General features: G+C 45.2%; 17 protein-coding genes. 11 read left to right on the top strand and 6 right to left on the bottom strand.

The window, feature by feature from the left end; genetic code table 11:
- Window positions 1-22 precede the first annotated feature (22 nt).
- Window positions 23-1,756: an arginine--tRNA ligase gene (argS, locus tag HC752_RS19305; RefSeq protein ID WP_190336839.1), complete on the bottom strand. Its 1,734-nt coding sequence runs from the start codon at window positions 1,754-1,756 to the stop codon at window positions 23-25.
- Window positions 1,757-1,962: 206 nt separating this feature from the next.
- On the opposite strand from argS, the gene HC752_RS19300 reads away from it, so the two are divergent.
- Window positions 1,963-2,559, top strand: coding sequence for a VOC family protein (locus HC752_RS19300; RefSeq protein WP_190336838.1), 597 nt, complete (start codon window positions 1,963-1,965; stop codon window positions 2,557-2,559).
- 122 nt (window positions 2,560-2,681) lie between these two features.
- Here the strand turns inward: HC752_RS19300 and purU are convergent, their stop codons facing one another.
- Window positions 2,682-3,515 (bottom strand): formyltetrahydrofolate deformylase, encoded by an 834-nt coding sequence (gene purU / locus HC752_RS19295; RefSeq protein WP_190336837.1) that lies wholly within the window; start codon window positions 3,513-3,515, stop codon window positions 2,682-2,684.
- A 213-nt stretch (window positions 3,516-3,728) separates the two neighbouring features.
- Here purU and HC752_RS19290 point away from each other — a divergent pair, with 213 nt between their 5' ends.
- The 7 genes from HC752_RS19290 to rnd all read left to right on the top strand — a co-directional run bounded on the left by HC752_RS19290 (window position 3,729) and on the right by rnd (window position 11,374).
- Window positions 3,729-3,926: a hypothetical protein gene (locus tag HC752_RS19290; protein WP_190336836.1), complete on the top strand. Its 198-nt coding sequence runs from the start codon at window positions 3,729-3,731 to the stop codon at window positions 3,924-3,926.
- 166 nt (window positions 3,927-4,092) lie between these two features.
- Window positions 4,093-6,015, top strand: a complete 1,923-nt coding sequence (locus tag HC752_RS19285) for an ATP-dependent DNA helicase (RefSeq protein ID WP_190336835.1) — start codon at window positions 4,093-4,095, stop codon at window positions 6,013-6,015.
- Window positions 6,016-6,094: 79 nt separating this feature from the next.
- Window positions 6,095-6,796, top strand: coding sequence for a tRNA (adenosine(37)-N6)-threonylcarbamoyltransferase complex dimerization subunit type 1 TsaB (gene tsaB, locus HC752_RS19280; RefSeq protein WP_190336834.1), 702 nt, complete (start codon window positions 6,095-6,097; stop codon window positions 6,794-6,796).
- Between the two features lie 50 nt (window positions 6,797-6,846).
- Entirely contained in the window at window positions 6,847-7,143 is a 297-nt protein-coding gene (locus HC752_RS19275; RefSeq protein ID WP_190336833.1) for a chromosome partitioning protein ParA, read from the top strand.
- Window positions 7,144-7,260: 117 nt separating this feature from the next.
- Window positions 7,261-8,142, top strand: a complete 882-nt coding sequence (locus HC752_RS19270) for an alpha/beta fold hydrolase (RefSeq protein WP_190336832.1) — start codon at window positions 7,261-7,263, stop codon at window positions 8,140-8,142.
- Window positions 8,143-8,240: 98 nt separating this feature from the next.
- Window positions 8,241-9,923, top strand: coding sequence for a long-chain-fatty-acid--CoA ligase FadD (gene fadD / locus HC752_RS19265; protein WP_190336831.1), 1,683 nt, complete (start codon window positions 8,241-8,243; stop codon window positions 9,921-9,923).
- Between the two features lie 335 nt (window positions 9,924-10,258).
- Window positions 10,259-11,374 (top strand): ribonuclease D, encoded by a 1,116-nt coding sequence (gene rnd, locus HC752_RS19260; protein WP_190336830.1) that lies wholly within the window; start codon window positions 10,259-10,261, stop codon window positions 11,372-11,374.
- A 95-nt stretch (window positions 11,375-11,469) separates the two neighbouring features.
- Here rnd and HC752_RS19255 read toward each other — a convergent pair whose 3' ends face one another.
- The gene (locus HC752_RS19255; RefSeq protein WP_190336829.1) at window positions 11,470-14,550 is read right to left on the bottom strand and encodes an ATP-binding protein; all 3,081 of its coding nucleotides are present in this window, start codon (window positions 14,548-14,550) and stop codon (window positions 11,470-11,472) included.
- Between the two features lie 124 nt (window positions 14,551-14,674).
- On the opposite strand from HC752_RS19255, the gene HC752_RS19250 reads away from it, so the two are divergent.
- Complete coding sequence (locus HC752_RS19250) at window positions 14,675-15,904, top strand: EAL domain-containing response regulator (protein ID WP_190336828.1); 1,230 nt, start codon at window positions 14,675-14,677, stop codon at window positions 15,902-15,904.
- A 60-nt stretch (window positions 15,905-15,964) separates the two neighbouring features.
- On the opposite strand, the gene minE is transcribed toward HC752_RS19250, so the two are convergent.
- The 3 genes from minE to minC are packed head-to-tail and all read right to left on the bottom strand — an operon-like array spanning window position 15,965 to window position 17,716.
- The gene (gene minE, locus HC752_RS19245; protein WP_190336827.1) at window positions 15,965-16,228 is read right to left on the bottom strand and encodes a cell division topological specificity factor MinE; all 264 of its coding nucleotides are present in this window, start codon (window positions 16,226-16,228) and stop codon (window positions 15,965-15,967) included.
- A gap of 2 nt (window positions 16,229-16,230) precedes the next feature.
- Window positions 16,231-17,043, bottom strand: coding sequence for a septum site-determining protein MinD (gene minD, locus HC752_RS19240; RefSeq protein WP_190336826.1), 813 nt, complete (start codon window positions 17,041-17,043; stop codon window positions 16,231-16,233).
- A 13-nt stretch (window positions 17,044-17,056) separates the two neighbouring features.
- The gene (gene minC, locus HC752_RS19235; protein WP_190336825.1) at window positions 17,057-17,716 is read right to left on the bottom strand and encodes a septum site-determining protein MinC; all 660 of its coding nucleotides are present in this window, start codon (window positions 17,714-17,716) and stop codon (window positions 17,057-17,059) included.
- Between the two features lie 177 nt (window positions 17,717-17,893).
- Between minC and HC752_RS19230 the strand changes: the two genes are divergently transcribed.
- The gene (locus tag HC752_RS19230; RefSeq protein ID WP_190336824.1) at window positions 17,894-18,169 is read left to right on the top strand and encodes a YcgL domain-containing protein; all 276 of its coding nucleotides are present in this window, start codon (window positions 17,894-17,896) and stop codon (window positions 18,167-18,169) included.
- 27 nt (window positions 18,170-18,196) lie between these two features.
- Window positions 18,197-19,171 (top strand): lytic murein transglycosylase, encoded by a 975-nt coding sequence (locus tag HC752_RS19225; protein ID WP_190336823.1) that lies wholly within the window; start codon window positions 18,197-18,199, stop codon window positions 19,169-19,171.
- Window positions 19,172-19,432 lie beyond the last annotated feature (261 nt).

The raw sequence follows: 19,432 nt of genomic DNA, 5'->3' as shown, positions 1-19,432 counted from the left end.
AAGTCAGCGAATGGCCGATGGGTTACATGCGCTCTAGCGTTTCGATACCCAACAGTGACAAACCTTGCTTGATGGTTTTCGCCGTCAACGCCGCCAATTTCAAGCGGCTTTGTTTTACGGCTTCGTCATCTGCGACTAGGATAGGGCACGCTTCATAGAAGCTAGAGAATTGACCTGCTAGTTCAAATAAGTAGCTACACATGATGTGAGGCTGACCTTCGCGAGCCACAGACTGAACGGCTTCTTCGAACTGAAGTAATTTAGCGATCAATGCTTTTTCTTTTTCTTCCGTCACTTTGATTTCGCCTTGAAGCGAATCCATCGACACGCCGGCTTTGGCGAAAACAGAGGCGACACGCGTGTAGGCGTATTGCATGTATGGCGCAGTGTTGCCTTCGAATGCCAGCATGTTATCCCAATCAAACACGTAGTCTGTTGTGCGGTGTTTGGATAAGTCGGCGTATTTCACAGCCGCCATCGCGACGGTATTGGCTATCTTAGTTTTCTCTTCTGAATCTAACCCTGGGTTTTTGGATTCAATCAGTTTTTCAGCACGTTGCTCTGCTTCGTCCAGGAGATCGGTGAGTTTTACCGATCCCCCTGCACGGGTTTTGAAAGGGCGACCATCTTTACCCAGCATCATGCCGAACGCATGGTGTTCCAGTGACACGTCTTCAGGAAGGTAACCGGCTTTACGGACGATCGTCCAAGCTTGCATAAGGTGCTGATGCTGACGCGAATCGATGAAGTACAGCACGCGGTCTGCACCAAGCTTTTCGTAGCGGTATTTCGCACACGCAATATCGGTGGTGGTGTATAGGAAGCCACCATCGCGCTTTTGCACAATAACGCCCATCGGTTCGCCATCTTTGTTTTTGTATTCATCGAGGAAAACAACTTGAGCGCCGTCATCTTCTTGCGCCAACCCTTTTTCTTTAAGGTCAGCGACAATTTCTGGCAGCATGTTGTTGTACATGCTTTCGCCCATCACATCGTTCAGGGTGAGCGATACATTTAAACGGTCGTAGTTGCGTTGGTTTTGAACCATCGTGATGTCGACAAGCTTTTTCCACATTTCTGCGCAGTACTCATCGCCACTTTGTAACTTAACCACGTAGTTACGCGCTTTTTCAGCGAAGGTTTCATCTTCATCGTACAGCTTTTTCGATTCGCGGTAGAAAGCTTCTAAGTCGGAAAGCTCCATCGACACTTCGCCAGATTCCTTCTGAACACGCTCTAGGTTTGCGATGAGCATACCGAATTGCGTTCCCCAATCACCAATGTGGTTGGCACGAATGACTTTGTGCCCTAAGAATTCAAGCGTGCGAGTCACCGCGTCACCAATAACGGTTGAACGAATGTGGTGAACCGCCATTTCTTTAGCAACGTTAGGAGCCGAATAATCGGTAACGATGGTTTTTGGTTCGTCCTTTGCCACACCTAGGCGATCATCAGCCAATGCGGCGTCGGCCTGTTTGGCTAAAAATTCTTCACTTAGGAAGATGTTGATGAAGCCTGGACCCGCAATCTCGGTTTTGCTTGCGATGCCGTCTAGGTCTAAAACATCCAGTACTTTTTGCGCAAATTCTCTAGGATTAGTGCCTAGCTTTTTGGCGACACCCATTACACCGTTTGCTTGGTAGTCACCAAACTGTGCTTTTGCAGATTGGCGAACAGCGGCAGGGCTTCCTGCAGGTGCGCCAGCGGCTTCAAGAGCCTGAGATACTTTGTCGTTAATAAGTGCTTGGATATTCACACGAGTTTCCTTCAATTCTAAGAATTGCTTTGATGCATTCCCGTGGTGTTTGGAGTGGGGGAATGGATACTTGTTCTAGTTCACAAAATGGCGTTAATCATATCAACTTTCTTCATCGTCTAGTAGTCAGAAAAAAGCGATTTTTACTACTTTTCCACGTGATCTTGCTAGTATGGCGAGAAAATAGAACTTTTAGTGAGAACACCATGCCCCAAGTGACGCCACATGCTCATCTTCTACCCGAAAATATGTTGCTTCAGCTACCCGAATTTATGGCAAAAATTCAGACTCTTTCTGAGCTTATCGGAATAGAGTTAGCCGATTATCAAGCCGATCACATAGCGATAAGAGTGAACGATCCGGAGGCTGCTCGATTCGCGCACAAAGAATGGCTGAAATGGGGAAACGAAATCTCTTGTGCTCACATTAATGGGCGACCCATTATCGTGTTGGCGTTTACGCAACCGCTTATGGCAAATGGCTGGTCATTCGAGTGTTTAGAGTTGCCCTATCCCGCCGCAGGGAAACGTTACCCTGTTGAATCATGGGAGCACGTGGAGTTTGTGATTCCATCCCAAGCAGAGACAGCCGCCGACTATTTGGCTTTTTTAACATCGACGTTTCCAAACTTTCAAGAAAAGTCCGCTGAATTTGAAGAAATAGGTATCAAAGTGAAAGTTTCTTGTCCTAAGGGAGAAGGGGAAAGGTTGCCAAACCCGACGGTCGCATTCCAACACAAAGGGGTATGCATCAAGCTCCACCCTCACTCTCTTAAACGTGTTATTGCATCTGAGCAAGGTTAATCTAGCTGGAGATAAGGATAATCCTATCCTGACACCATGAACGGCGAGAAAACACTCACCGTTTTTTGCGCCGTTCACTTTTTGTATCAGGATTGGGTTAGCAGACGGTGTTGGCCTTAACGCTACAAAATCACGGTCTTATTGCCATAAACAAACACATGGTCATTGACGACTTTGTTGATGGCTTTACTGAGTACATTTTTCTCTACGTCACGGCCCGCTTGCGCCATATCGGCAGCACTGAAGTTATGATCCACGGGGATCACGTCTTGCTTGATGATGGGGCCTTCATCCAAATCATTTGTTACGAAATGAGCCGTAGCACCAATGATCTTCACGCCACGATCAAACGCTTGCTGATAAGGTTTGGCACCGATAAACGCGGGTAAAAAGCTGTGGTGGATATTGATGATTTTATGGTGGTACTTTTCAACAAATGCAGGGGTGAGTACACGCATATACTTGGCAAGGATGAGGTAATCGACCTCATAGCCATCAATGACCTCTAACATCTTTTGCTCATGCTCTTCACGAGTTAAATCGACGTGAGACACATGGTGGTATGGAATGTCGAATTTTTCCGTCAAATTTTGCAAGGTGTCGTAGTTACCCACAACCGCTGCAATATCGATATTCAAGCTGCCGTCGTAGTTTTTCATCAGAATATCTCCGATGCAGTGTGCTTCTTTGGTAACAAGAATCACCACTTTCTTCCGTTCGGAGCTTATTAGCCTTTTCTTCGCACCTGATGGCAGCGCTTGATCCAAATCCAGCAAAAGCGTTTCATCATTAAAGTAACCTTCTAGCTCTGTTCGCATAAAAAAATGGCCGCTAGAGTTATCAACATATTCATTGTTATGAATAATATTGAGCTGATGTTTATAGCAAATATTGGTGATTTTTGAGATCAATCCGGGGGCATCACTGCAATGCGTAAGTAGCGTTTTTCTTTCCATTATTTGGGTTACTTCCTGTAGTATTTTTTTGAATTTCGAATAAATTATTTTGAGACGAGAGTGGGCTTTATAAAAAAGAATTCGCAGTATGAGCCTCAATATGTTGTCTATAATTAATCTATTATGGCGGTGGTTTCAACAAAATACGCACGTTCGGGAGTCGGCTATGGAGCTGGTTGATTTTTACTCCCGCATATCAGAGAGGTGTTTGCTATGGATAAAGAACTGTTAGCCCGTAGATTGTATGTAGAACGAGTCACAACCCTTGTTGGCGATCATGATATTGATGAAGAGATACTCAACCAACTTTGGGAAGAAAAAGCCACACCATCTGAAGCGGTGCACGCTCTGCTTGCCGATGACACGTTCCAAGGTCCAGCTTGGTTGGAGCGATACTTATATCGAAAGTGATAAGAGTTTCTTAACCCAGTTATGGTGACTTCTTTAAGGCGCAAATGTCTCTCCAAATTTGCGCCTTTGTTTTTCTTCCGAATCTCCGACGAAACTTCTCTTTCAGGAGTCGCATCTTGAGGTTGATTGAGTATAATTCTTTCTTTGTTTTCAACCCGCAGAATCTATGATCGATAAAACCTTTTCCGCTAATGGTGCGTTAGGCAAAGCCATTAAAGGGTTTCAGCCCCGACAAGCACAGTTAGATATGGCTCGCGCCGTCGAAAAATCGATCAAAGATCAATCTCAGCTGGTGGTCGAGGCGGGGACGGGCACAGGGAAAACCTTTGCCTATTTAGTGCCTGCATTGTTGAGTGGTAAAAAAACCATCATCAGTACCGGCTCAAAGAACCTTCAAGAACAACTGTTTCATCGTGATTTACCGCTAATGGTCGATGCCCTTGGCTATTATGGCAGTGTCGCCTTGCTAAAAGGGCGCTCCAATTACCTGTGTTTGGATAGACTGAGTCGGCAAATGGTGGAAAGCCATGGTATTGAGGCAGACTCAACGCTACTGACCCAGCTTGTGAAGGTACGCCGTTGGTCATCCGAAACCAAAAGTGGTGATCTAGGGGAATGCGATGATATCGCCGAAGATAGCCCCATCATCCCCGATATTACCTCAACCAATGACAATTGCTTGGGCAAAGAATGCCCGAGTTATCAAGACTGCTTTGTACTTAAAGCGCGTAAGAAAGCCATGGATTCCGATGTCGTTGTCGTGAATCACCACTTATTTCTTGCGGATCTTGCCATCAAGGAAACCGGCTTTGGAGAATTGATTCCTGAAGCGGAAGTGTTTGTATTTGATGAAGCGCACCAAATTCCAGACATTGCGAGCCAATACTTCGGTTCGTCCATTTCCAGCCGTCAAATTCAAGAACTGTCGAAAGACATTGAGATCGGGTATCGAACCGAAGCCAAGGACATGCGCCAGTTGCAGAAGGTAGCCGATCGTTTGATTCAGTCTGCGATGGAAATGAGGCTTGTCTTAGGAGATCCTGGTTTTCGAGGGAATTGGCGAGAAGCCATGAAATCATCGTCTATAGAGCGGGAGACCACCCGTTTACTTGATGCGTTAGAGCTGGCGATTGAGGTACTCAAAGTCGCGCTGGGGCGAAGTGAATTACTGGATGCCGCGTTTGAGCGAGCGAACGCAATCAAAGCCAGAATTGCTCGGGTTTGCGAGGTTGATATTACTGGCTACTCGTATTGGTTTGAATGCACCCCTCGCCATTTTTCATTACACATTACCCCTTTGTCTGTCGCCGAGAAATTCCGTGAACAGGTCGAAATGAAACCGGGCGCGTGGATATTCACGTCTGCCACACTGGCGGTGCAGGACGATTTTAGCCACTTCACTCATCGTTTAGGCTTGGAGCCTCCGCGGCAGTTTTCACTGCCCAGTCCGTTCGATTATCAGGCACAAGCGAGACTGTGTGTCCCCCGATACCTTCCAGAACCAAACAGCCCTGGAATGTCTGAACGTTTAGCCAGAATGCTCGGCCCCGTTATAGAAAAGAATGGTGGGCGGTGCTTTTTTCTTTGTACTTCTCACAGTATGATGCGCGACTTAGCGGAACGGTTCCGAGAACAACTCTCGATTCCAGTACTTATGCAAGGGGAAACCACCAAGCAGAAATTACTGGCAGAATACCTAGAATTGGGCAATGCCCTGTTAGTGGCAACGGGCGCGTTTTGGGAGGGGATCGACGTTAGAGGTGATGCGTTGAGCTGTGTTATTATTGATAAACTTCCTTTTACCGCACCCGATGATCCCTTACTCAAAGCGCGTATAGAAGATTGTCGTCTGAATGGGGGCGAACCATTCAGTCAGGTACAAATACCCGATGCCGTGATTACTCTTAAACAAGGGGTGGGGCGTTTAATTCGAGATAAAAAAGACCAAGGTGCACTGATCATCTGTGATAACCGATTGGTCACACGTGATTATGGGGCCGTCTTTTTGCAAAGTTTGCCGCCAATACCAAGAACACGGGATTTGGATGTTGTTAACCAATTTTTGAGTCAAAAGGCACGTTCTGAATGAGAAGACGTGTTTTGATGTGGGTTGGTTAAGTCTTTTCAGCCAACCCCCCAGAATAGATAAATGAATAACTGAGGCGTAAATGAGCGCAAAAATCTTAGCTATAGATACCGCGACAGAAAATTGCTCTGTTGCATTGATTGTGGATGGAAAACTGTACGCACGAAGTGAAGTAGCGCCTCGCGATCACACTAAGAAAGTGCTACCCATGGTTGATGAAGTTCTCAAAGAAGCCAATATTGCTTTGCAAGATTTGGACGCGTTGGCCTTTGGACGTGGACCGGGAAGCTTCACTGGTGTTCGTATTGGCATCGGTATTGCGCAAGGCCTAGCATTTGGTGCCGATTTGCCCATGATAGGTGTCTCTACCATGGAAGCCATGGCACAAGCCTGTTACCGCCTGTATGGCAAAAGGCAGGTAGCCAGTGCAATAGATGCTAGAATGAGTGAAATTTATTGGGGGCGTTATGTGCGTCAAGAAAGCGGCGAATGGCTAACGCAAGAGCCTGAATGTGTCGTACCGCCCACAGTATTGGCGGAAAACTTGGTGCGCGATGAACACGTTTGGACTCAAGCCGGAACGGGTTGGGATGCGTATTCAGAGGGATTGGCGTCTTTACCGATTCATACCGAAGGTAGCGACGTACTCTACCCAGACGCACAGGATATGGTGGTTTTGGCTCAGTTCGAGTTTGCGAAAGGTAAGGCCGTGGCAGTGGAAGATTCCAGCCCAGTATACCTGCGTGACAATGTGACTTGGAAAAAACTACCTGGTAAGGAATAAACGAAAGACTCTGCTAATCTTTAGATTGTCAGGTTCTAAAAAGGACACCTATGGCTTCCATTAATGGATTACCCCTTGTTGTTGTCCCTCATACCAATAAGGCTCAAAAGCAGTCTAAGGTAAAGAAAGAGCAGGGAAAACACTCCGTCAGCCAACCGACTAAGGTGGCTAATGCTGTTGCTCAAACCATCAGGCATGTCGACGAGTCAGAGATACACCGCGCGCAGATTGAATATGATTTGCCGGAAGGGCGTTCTCGTAAAGCGATGGAAGAATACATGGGTGTCATGAATCAAGCGAAAAAAGAAGAACTTGCACAGCTTCTTGGCGTCGATATTTATATCTAAAATGGCGCCCCAATGACGCTCATTTTTCCTCGTAACGTATGCTTTAAAGTTTAAGGTGAATGGTCGTTCAAGTCGAATGAGCTCAAGCCGAGCTAAAGTGATTCAAGAAGTGAAATAATGAACACGAGTCAATATGTGTTAGGCAATGATTCAATGGTTGCCTCGCTCGAATTAGGTGAAGCAAAAACGGCCGCTAAGACGGTCGTTTTTGTTCATGGTTGGATGGATAATGCGGAAAGTTTTTCCGGTGTGATGAAAGCACTGAATCAGAAGGATCCCACGCTGCATTTAGTGGCTATCGATTTGCCCGGTCATGGATTATCTTCTGATAAAGGGACGGACAATTTTTACCCATTTCACGATTATATCGACGATCTTCACAGCGTTTTACCGAAATTCTCATCAAATAAAACCATTTTGGTCGGGCATTCTCTTGGTGCATTGATTACGAGTTGCTATAGTGCCGCGTTTCCTGAAAAGGTGGCGGCTTTGGTGGAAATTGAGGGTTATGGTCCGCTTGCCGAATCCCCTGAAAATTCAACCAAGCGGCTACGCACTGGTGTATTAAGCCGAAAGAAATATCGTGAGAAAAAGCCGAAAAGCCTATCCGATCCGGAAGATGCCGTTCGTATTCGTGCGATTCGTACCCAAGTGGCGCAAGCGCTTATCAGACCCATGACCTACCGCGCTTTAGAGCAAAAAGATGGGCAATGGTATTGGCGACACGATGAAAAGCTCAAATGTGATTCTTTGTACAGAATGAGCGATCAGCAGCGAAAGGACATTCTCGAAAACATTACATGTCCGCATCTCGTTATTTTGGGCGAAAAGGGGTTTTCGTCGTTGAAAGATCATCACCCATTAAAGAGGGGTGAGCACGACGAAAAAAGACCGCACAACAATGAAAAATGGGAGTCTATTCCCGGAGGTCACCACTGCCATTTAGAGCATCCAGAGAAGGTCAGCGAACTGATTATGGATTTGGTTAACAAAATTTAAACAAGTGTTTGATTATTTCGTGTCACGGCACGAATGGCTGTGCTGTAATAGTGGCGATGTATGTGTTTACAGAACAGTCGAATTTGAGGAGTTTATTTGTGGATAAAGTTTGGCTAACACGTTACCCAAGTGATGTACCAGAAACCATTGACCCAGACTGCTACCCGTCGTTGGTGGAAATGTTTGAGCAATCGGTACATAAGTTTGCCGACCAGCCTGCCTTCATGAACATGGGCTCTGTCATGACGTTCCGAAAATTAGAGGAACGCAGTCGAGCATTTGCCGCTTATTTACAAAATGAACTGAAATTAGAAAAAGGCGATCGCGTGGCGATCATGATGCCGAACTTACTGCAATACCCGATTGCTTTATTCGGTATTTTACGAGCGGGTTTAATTGCAGTAAATGTCAATCCGCTTTATACCCCACGTGAACTGGAACATCAGTTAAATGATTCTGGTGCCAAAGCCATTGTGATTGTCTCTAACTTTGCGAACACACTTGAGCAAGTTGTTGATAACACGCCAATCAAACACGTCATTTTGACCAGCCTTGGGCAGATGCTGCCACGTGCGAAAGGAACCTTGGTCGATTTCGTGGTGAAATACGTGAAAGGGATGGTGCCAAAGTACAATTTGCCTAATGCCATTTCTTTTCGTAAAGCGATTCGAAAAGGTCGCCGTGAGCAATACGTGAAGCCATTTATGTCTGGAGACGATATTGCCTTTTTACAATACACCGGTGGCACCACAGGGGTGGCAAAGGGCGCGGTACTGACCCACCGCAATATGCTCGCAAACGTCATGCAAGCCAAAGGGGCTTATGGTCCCGTGTTAACCGAAGGGCGTGAACTGGTCGTGACCGCACTGCCGCTTTACCACATTTTTGCACTTACTGTGAACTGCTTATTGTTCATTGAGTTGGGGGGACGAAACCTCATGATCACAAACCCGCGTGATATTCCGGGGTTTGTAAAAGAGCTGCAAAAGTATCCGTTCACAGCCATTACTGGCGTCAATACGTTATTTAATGCGTTAGTCAATAATGAAGATTTTAAAGAATTGGATTTCAGCCGAATGAACATTGCCGTTGGCGGCGGTATGGCGGTGCAACGTGCCGTGGCGGATAAGTGGAAAAGCATCACTGGGGGTTTTCTGTTGGAAGGGTATGGTTTAACCGAATGTGCCCCGTTGGTCGCCGCTAACCCGCACGACTCAACGGAATATTCAGGCGCAATTGGTCTGCCTGTTCCCTCCACTGATGTTCGAATTATTGATGATGAAGGGAACGTATTACCGAATGATCAAGTGGGTGAGCTTCAAGTTCGAGGACCGCAAGTTATGCAGGGGTACTGGCAACGTCCTGAAGCGACGAAGGACGTGATCGATCACGATGGGTGGCTTTCCACTGGCGATATTGTGAAGTTTGATGAACAAGGCTTCCTTCATATCGTCGACCGCAAAAAAGACATGATTCTGGTTTCTGGGTTCAACGTCTACCCAAATGAAATAGAAGATGTGGTTTCGTTGCACGGAAAAGTGCTTGAAGTTGCCGCCATTGGTGAACCGCATGATGTCTCTGGTGAAGTGGTGAAGATCTGCGTAGTTAAACGGGATCCGAGCCTAACCAAAGACGAATTGATCAGCCACTGCCGTGAACATCTCACGGGATATAAGATCCCTAAGATTGTTGAATTCCGAGATGATCTCCCCAAAACCAACGTAGGCAAAATCTTAAGACGTGCACTTCGCGAAGAAAGCACGATGAATGAAACGGCATAAATGAGAGATTGTATGCTGTAAAACGGGGTGAAAGACCAGCATAACTTATCCCAGAATGTTAAAGTGTCGGCAACTGCCGGCATTTTTTATGCTTATTCCATTTTTACGCATATAAAAGAGTGACTCGGTTATTCTTCCAGAGAGGGGCAGGTCGCATTATTGATTTTTTACTTAGAAGTATGAGATCGTCAAATGAATGCCTTGTTTGAAAATCAAACAACTCATTACTGATGAACCTAGCCCCTTCACTGGAGTGAGCACCTTGAGGTTGCTTGACCATAAGATAACTTGGGTTTAACCCTGAATATAGAACGAATAACAATGAAGAGATTCAAGTGAACTATCAGATAGTTGATACAAAAGAAGCATTAGAAGTGGTTTGCCTGTCCGCCCGCGAAGTTGATACCGTGATGCTGGATACAGAATTTGTTAGAACTCGCACCTTCTACCCTCAGTTAGGTCTCATTCAACTCTTCGATGGTTCGACGCTGTCTTTGATAGATCCTACCGTTATTGATGACATGAGTGCATTCAAAGCGTTGTTGAAAGATACCTCGGTACTGAAAGTTCTGCATGCGTGTGGAGAAGATCTCGAAGTATTTGCTCATGTTTTTGGCACCATCCCTGTTCCCATGATGGACACACAAATTATGGCTGCATTTCTGGGGCATGGTTTGTCTACGGGCTTTGCGGCGTTGGTAAACGAATACTTGGGCGTAGAGCTCGACAAAAGCGAAGCGCGTACAGACTGGTTAGCAAGACCACTTACTCACAAACAGTTGGAATACGCCGCCGCCGATGTGCACTACCTTCTCCCTATGTTTGAAAAACTGGAAGTAGCAGTACGAGAAGCGGGCTGGTGGGAAGCAGCCCAACAGGAATCCGATCTTATCGCTTCTAAGCGTGTTGTCACACACATTCCAGAAAAGGCTTACCAAGACGTTAAAGGGGCTTGGCAGCTTCGTCCGAACCAACTCGCGATTCTTAAAATTCTTGCTCAATGGCGTTTGGAAGAAGCTCTTAAGCGTGATATCGCATTGAACTTTGTTTTCCGCGAGCAAAATTTGTGGGCAGCAGCGCGATTCGGCATCAAGAGCTTGAAACGTATGGAACAAGAAGGGTTTGACCACCGTGAAATCCGCCGACATGGTAATACTGTTATTGCCATGGTGAAAAAAGGCGAGCAAGTCCCTGAAGACGAGTACCCGGATGCAGTTGAAAGGTTGATGGACAAGCCTGAATACAAACAATTGTTCAAACAGCTTAAAGATGAAGTAAAGAGAGCGTCGCAGAGGAGTGGTTTGGCGACGGAATTCCTCGCTTCTAAAAAACAGTTAAATCAATTGATCAGCTGGGTATGGAAAAAGGATCGTAACCCCGCCAATTTACCCGACGTGATGACAAGTTGGCGTAAAGAGTTGTTTGGCCAGCAGCTGAATAAACTGCTTTAGCCGTCATCAATGTTTACTGTTCTAAGGCTCAGTATCCCCTGAGCCTCTTTTCTTCTGTCTTCATCTTCTGCTTTTATTTTCTGTTATCTTCCCTTTCACGTTTCGCTATTTTGATTGTTTATCAAGGTTTCAATGGTGGGCAGCAACGTTTTGAGTTGGGTCAATGTATTGAGTAACTCGGGTTTCGCTTCAAGCTTGGAATGATGTTCGATTTCTTGTGTCAGTTGGTACAGCTCGTCTAGCCCAATTGTGGCTGCCGACGATTTCAGTTTGTGGGCAATGTTCGTCATAACGCTCATTTCAAACTCATCGCTTTCTGCTTCGGCTAAAGCTTGGTATTGCGGTAAGCTGAATTGCAGGAAATCATTCACGCTCTGTTTGTAGGCATTCATATCACCACCAAATATGGTATCCACGACATCGAGGTTCATTGCTACCCCTGAGCTGGTCGTCGTGTTTGAATTTGGCATCCAGTTGTGGAGCATCCGCTTAAGCTTTTCCAGTTCAATCGGTTTTGGCAGGTAGTCGTCCATACCCGCTGTTAAGCATTTTTTAGCCTCACCAATCATGGCGTTGGCAGTCACGGCGATAATAGGAATTCTTCGTCCTTTTTCAATTTGCTTTTGGCGCAGAGCGGAGGTGAGCTCATAGCCATCACACTCCGGCATATGGCAATCCGTTAACACCAAATCGAAGTCATATTGTTCGTACATTGCCTGCGCATGTAAGCCTTCATCGGCGAGTTTACATTCGTAGCCTAAAGTCTTGAGCTGTTTTTTGATGACTTCTTGGTTTACCGGGTTATCTTCTGCCACCAGAATGAGACCTTTCGACTCCCCTGGGTTTATCTCTTCTATCTCATCAGCGTCGTCGGTGTGTGGTGCAATATCGAACGGGCTTTCCATCCCTGTTACAACACGCAAGCCGTATCTGAGGTTTGAAAGCTTGAGAGGCTGCGCAGAAATAGAGAACGTTCGATCGCTAATTTGCGATGAAATGTTAGCTTGTGGTAACAATTCCAAATACTTAATGGAATTGTGTAATGCGGCGGGCTCTAACGCGATTAAGTCGGAAAGATTGTCCGTAATGATGATGCAGTGAGGATCTGAAAGCTTCAAACTAGGGAATAAATGACGATCCAGTTTTTTCCAAGGAACACATAGAGCTTTGAGGTAGCTAGGAATATGATTGTGCAGCCACTCAGAAGATAAGTCGATATAGACCTGAGTTTCAGAAATATGAACAGGTTTAATACGGTTGCCCGGGCTTTGTGTAAATGGGAAGGTAAGATGAATACTGAATGTGGTTCCGATGCCAACTTTGCTGCTTACCGAGATTTTCCCCCCCATCAATTCAGTTAAGTGTTTCGATATCGATAAACCTAATCCTGTTCCACCAAAGCGACGTGTGGTATCCGACTCGGCTTGTGTAAACGGAGTAAAGAGGGTATCTATTTGATCTTGATGAATACCGATTCCATTATCTTTAATATCGAATTGAATGGTGATCTGATTAATATCAATGAAATAAGCGTGCACTTCGAGTGACACCTCTCCGCGCCTTGACAGTTTTGATGAGAACTTAATGGCATTGCCAATAATGTTAAATAGTATTTGGCGCAAACGTACTGGATCGCCCAACACTTCCTCTGGAAGTTCAGGGTCAATATAGAGCTGAAATGCTATGCCAGCATTTTCTGCGCTAGGTGAGAGGGTCGAGATAACGTTTTCCAGAGTTTCTCGGAGTGGGAGTGCTGTCTTCTCTACATCGAGCTTGCCTGCCTCAATTTTAGAGAAATCGAGAATATCGTTAATGATATTAAGTAATGAGAAAGACGACTCTCGAACGGTTTTCAGCATTCTTTGCTGTTCGCGATTGACTCTCGTCGTATTGAGTAAGTCAATCATGCCAATAATCCCATTCATTGGCGTACGGATTTCGTGGCTCATAGTGGCAAGGAAGTTTGCCTTCGCCTTTGTTGCCGATTCGGCTTTGTCGCGCGCAATGATCACTTCTTGTTGATACTGGTTTCGCTCTATTTGATTTTGACGAAATGCTTCCAGCATTCGGGCCATTTCCCCCACTTCATCGTTGCGATATCGATATGGTACGGTGATACTGGTGTCGCCTTTTAAGAGCTCTTTCATCTGTTGGTTGATGGCGAGGAGAGGCGCACTGATAGAGCGATAGATATAAAGGGTGACGACAGTACAGAATACCAAAACGGTAAAAATAGAGCCGAATAAGAAATAGTTATAATCATTGGTCAGGTCATCCAGAACGGTGAGTCGTTCTGTCATTTGATTATCTAGGCGCGTAATCAATAAACTGATGGTATCTGAAAGCTGCTTGTATTCTTGACCTGTCACTTCTTCCGCAATTTTAAGGACACCTCGTTTGTCATTATTGTTATAGCGCTCAAACACTTCAAAGCCGCCATTTCGCATAACCCGTAGTTCAGCTCGAAGTGTTTCAATGACCTCATAGGAAGAAGGTTCGTTAAGGAGATATTTTAGCCAAGTGAGTAAGAATTCGGCTCTTTGAATAGACGCTGAAAACTTTTCCTTCACGCCCTGATCACCTAATACATACACTCTCATTTGCTGGTTAAGATCATTAATCAGCTCAAATAACTCATCGCTTTGAAGCGAAAGTTTAGAAGTGTGAGCGTTAGATTCCAGTTGTTGAACTTTTTCGGCAAGGTTGAGCAGTGATTGCCCGGTGGTATTAACCAACGAATTGACTTGGGTTCTTGCCCAAATTTCATCGTTGGGGTCGTAGAAAGAAAAAATATCGAGCTTCACGCGATTTTCGAATTGAAAAAAAAGGCTTCCTAATTCTTGGACAGTATTAATATCGATGGATTGGGAATTTTCAAGCACATCAAGGTAGTTAAAAAACTGCTCTCGGTTTTTATCGAACGATTCAGTACGTGTGGCATCGCCAAGAATGTAGTGCAACATATCGGCGTTCATATCGCCAATCTCATCCAGCATGCTTACAGCGGCAAGCCCACCGGGAATACTTTGTTTGCTAATTGTTGCATTATTTTCCTGAACTTGAGAATAAATTTGAAAACTAAGGATCGCCTTAGTGACAACGATTGTCGCAATAGCCAACATTGCAATCGTTATTTTTCCGGAGATCATCTGCCATTTGGTTCTGAAATAACTCACTGATCGACCACTGTAAATGCGAAATGTAACTTTTTGTAACATATTTTGTATGTTAAAGTAAGAGAAATATCAGCATAAAATCGACATAAAACCATGTGAACTTACTGGAGGCAGGAATCCGAAAATGACAGAGCAATCGTTTGAGCAACTGCATGTTCTGGTAATTGATGACGACCCGTTTATTTTGAATATGCTCGAGAGAGCACTCAACTCTATGGGGATTGTTCAGGTTACCTTAACCACTAATTCTGTCGAGGGAGCGGAGGCTATTTCTTGTCAGCTCAATCCAGTCAGTGTGGTTATTTCTGATTTGAACATGCCGTCTATGGATGGTGTGGAGTTAATCCGTCATATGGAAGCGTTGCGTCATAGTGCTTCTCTGATTTTAATCAGTGGTGAAGACGATCGTATTTTGCAAACCGCCGTTAAGATCGCTCAGGAAAGAGGGATCCCAGTACTCGGTGCTCTGTCCAAACCGATTAATACTGAAGAATTGAAACGCATGTTCAGTTCTTCTGGCTTGATGGGGGACAATCAAGGATACCAAGTTAATCTCACGGCGATTGGCGCTGAATTAAGACAGGCGATATTGAAAGGCGATATTGTTCCCCACTATCAGCCTCAGCTTTGCATTCAAAGTCGAAAAGTGGTTGGTGTGGAAGCACTTGCCCGTTGGAATCACCCTGAAAGAGGCACTATTCCACCAAATGTCTTTATTCCTATTGCGGAAAAATTGGGCTTAATCAGCCACTTAACGGATTTGATTTTCAGGCAAGGTATCGCGGACTTAGCCCGTTGGAAAGCGAACGGCTGGGACTTAACGTTGTCCGTGAATTTTTCGCATTATTGTTTATCAAACTTAGAAATTCCTAGACAGGTTAAAGAATTGGTGATGGAACACGATATTCCCGCTCGCCACATTGTGATCGAAATTACGGAGTCGTTGTTAAGCAAAGATGCAACAACCAGCTTGGATATTTTAACTCGCTTTCGTTTGAAGGGATTTGGTTTGTCTATCGATGACTTTGGCACAGGCTTTTCCACGATGGAGCAATTGCAGCGGGTTCCGTTTACAGAACTTAAATTGGATCGCTCTTTTGTTCATGCGGCAGAAAACAGCAAAGTCAGCAAAGCCATTATTGAAACCAGCTTGTCCTTAGCAAGGAAATTGGAAATATCGACAGTAGCGGAAGGTGTAGAGACCTTCAAAGAACTTGAATTTGTCATGAATAATGGCTGCGATTTGGTACAAGGCTATTATATCTCTCCACCAATGAAAGCAGAAGATTTTGAGCAATGGCAGAGCCACAACCAAAACTTTGACCACTTGTTCCAACAGCCGCTTCCGGACTAGCTCATTCGGCTAACACTCCACATAAAAAACAGCGACTGAATTAAATTAGCCGCTGCTTTTTTATTTATCTTCGTCTGGTAATCTCACATTGAGCTCCAATACCGACAAATCATCGTCGCTTTGTTCAAGTGACACATTGACCATATCAGGATCGATGTCGACATACTTGCTGATGACTTTCAGAATATCCTCTTTCAGTTGCGGTAAGTAAGTTGGGGCATCTGACCCTTCCTTACGACGCTCTGCGACAATAATTTGCAGACGCTCTTTAGCAACGCTAGCGGATGTTTTCTTTTGCGGTCGGAAAAACTCCAATAAAGACATAATTAGCCTCCAAATAGTCGTTTAAAGATGCCTTTCTTTTGCTCCGTTAGGAAGCGGAACACTCTTTCGTTACCCAGTAAGCGTTCTACCGCATCGTCGTAGGCGAGACCTGCGTCAGAGTCGTTATCAAAAATGACCGGCACCCCTTTATTGGATGCGTTCAATACTGCTTGGCTTTCCGGGATAACGCCTAACAAGGAAATGTGCAGAATTTCTTCTACATCTTCCACGCTTAACATTTCGCCTTGTGTGACTCGTTCTGGGTTGTAGCGTGTCAGTAGGAGGTGCTGTTTTACCGGGTCTTTCCCTTCTTCCGCACGTCGGCTCTTAGAATCAAGAATGCCCAGAATACGGTCAGAATCTCGTACTGATGACACTTCAGGGTTGGTCGTAACAATGGCTTCATCTGCAAAGTATAGCGCCATGAGCGCACCTTGTTCGATGCCCGCTGGAGAATCACAAATGATAAAGTCGAAGCCCATTTCGTCCAACTCCGTCAAAATGCGTTCTACACCGTCTTTGGTGAGTGCGTCTTTGTCGCGGGTTTGTGAGGCAGGAAGAATAAACAAATTTTCAGTGCGCTTATCCTTAATCATGGCTTGATTCAGTGTTGCTTCACCATTGATCACATTGACGAAATCGTAAACCACTCGGCGTTCACAACCCATGATGAGATCGAGATTGCGTAAGCCAATATCAAAATCGATGACGGCTGTTTTCTTCCCTTTAAGTGCGAGCCCAGAGGCGATCGCAGCGCTAGAGGTGGTTTTACCAACGCCACCTTTACCTGATGTAACAACGATGATGCGTGCCATCAAACTTTCCTTTTTAAATCGTGAGAATATCGATTGTCAGTTGGTCTTCATGCATGCTTAGCATGATTTTTTTCTGCCAATATGTACTGTCAATTTGGTCACTGAGCCAATAATTCCCTGCAATGGAAATCAGCTCAGCCTGTAAATCGTGGCAAATGATCTTTGCGCCTTTTTGCCCGCTGGCTCCGGCAATGGCTCTGCCTCGTAACGTGCCATGGATATGAATACTGCCATCGGCAATCACTTCTGCGCCTGCACTCACATGGTTCAATATGACCAAGTCACCGTCTTTCGCGTAAATTTGCTGACCAGAGCGGATGGGCGTACGCACGATTTTAGTCGGTGTCATCTGGGCGGGCGCAGTGGTGGTCTTACTTGAAGACATAACGGCAAACCCCGCTTCCTTGGCTAAAGATTGTGCGCGTTTGTCTTTACAGCCAGTCACGCCAACAGGGATCATTCCGGTAGAAAGAACGCCTGTTTTTAACTGCTGAAAATCGACATCACCGGACATTTGTTCGATGTTAAGCACTACCGGAGCATGTTGGAAAAATGCAGGGGCTTGTTCGACTTTGTCGTGCAGAAAACGTACACTCTCACTCACGTCAGTGCCTGACAGGTGAAGGACAGATAACGTAAAACTGCTGCCTTTTAAATCCGTGGATGTTGTCATGGTGAAATTTCAAACAATTTGGCTTGGGTCCAGACCCTAAAATGGTAGCATGTTATATTTCTCCCCATTCCTCATCAAGCAACTTATTGTCAAATAGAGGCTTTACGTTCAAAATCTCTTAAACTTTACGAAAACTTCACTTTTTAGCGAAGAATAATACGCAAAAATAGGTCTCATATGTTGTGTTCTATCTACAAAAGCCCTAAAAAAGAGGGGGCATACCTGTACATACCTAAGAAAGATGATTTTTCTGAGGTTCCGCAGCCTTTAAAAGACATGTTTGGTAAGCCTGTCTTTGTTATGGTCATCAAAATAGAGGGTCGAAAATTGGCTCAGGTAGACGTAGAAAAAGTAAAAGAATCGATGGCAAGCAAAGGTTATTTCCTTCAGCTTCCACCGCCACCAGAAAACTTACTAGAAAAATACAAAGAGCAGAAGGCGAAGCAAAAATAATCACGCTAGCCGCTTAGGGAGAAAGGCTTGAAAAAACTACTCGTTGCTTTGTTAAGTTTGGGTTTAAGCCATGTGGCTGTCGCCCAGCCAGACTTTGATGAATATGTCATAGGGCTAAAAGCAGAGGCCTTAGAAAAAGGGATTTCTCAATCGATCATTGATAAGGCATTTGAAAACGTTACCTATAAACCAAGAGCTGTAAAAGCCGATCGAAACCAACCAGAAAAGAAACTGACCTTGGACGAATACATTCCAAGAGCCGTTCCTGATTGGAAAGTGAAGCAAGCTAGAGAGTTGTACAAACAGCACTATACGGAATTAAAACGCATAGGGGATGAATACGGTGTACAACCAAGATTCATTGTCGCTCTTTGGGGGGTCGAAAGTAATTTCGGGAAGCTGACGGGCGGTTACAGTGTGATAGATGCACTCACCACGCTTTCTTTCGATGGTCGCCGCGAAGCGTTTTTCCGCAAAGAGACTATGGCAGCGCTGACCATTCTGGATCAAGGGCACATTTCTCCTCAAAACATGAAAGGTTCTTGGGCAGGGGCAATGGGGCAGTGCCAATTTATGCCAAGTTCTTTTCTTGCGTATGCCGCCGATGGGAATAAGGATGGAAAGAAAGACATCTGGAATACTAAGGCAGACGTGTTTGCCTCTACTGCTAACTATTTAAGCCAGTCTGGGTGGGACGATAGATACACATGGGGTCGTCAGGTCACGGTGCCCACCGGCTTTGATATGAGCTTGGAAGGTCGTCAGAAAGCCAAAGCAAAAACATTGGCAGAGTGGAGCAAGTTGGGTGTGACTCGAATCAACGGCAAAGCGCTTCCTCAGCCTAAAGAAGATATCGATGCGTGGTTAATCATGCCCGATGATGAAAATGGTCGAGCTTATCTGATATACAATAATTATCAGGTACTGATGAAATGGAATCGCTCGTACTACTTTGGTATCGCCGTGAGCCATCTAGCCGATAAAATTAAGTTCAGTTTGTAGTGGAAAAGGCTTGAACATTGCCTACAAAAAAGCGAAGCATCAGTGCTTAATGCCGCTCGCTTAACAGCGTGCGGCTCTTTTCTTATGTGGATACCGGGGAGCCTTATACAGAACAACCCGAGGAAAAGGCTTCTTCTTTCTTTTCTTGGGTAAAATGAGTCGCTTACCACTTTCTCTTAGGTTCTGTAGTTTCTTTGGTACAGTTCCTGAGGTTCGTCCTGAACACCACAAAAACTCATCTTGAATCAGCCTTAACGCATT

It is taken from the genome of Vibrio sp. S9_S30 (assembly GCF_014694455.1).
Classification (GTDB): domain Bacteria; phylum Pseudomonadota; class Gammaproteobacteria; order Enterobacterales; family Vibrionaceae; genus Vibrio.
This window is presented reverse-complemented; position numbering and strand designations above follow the sequence as displayed.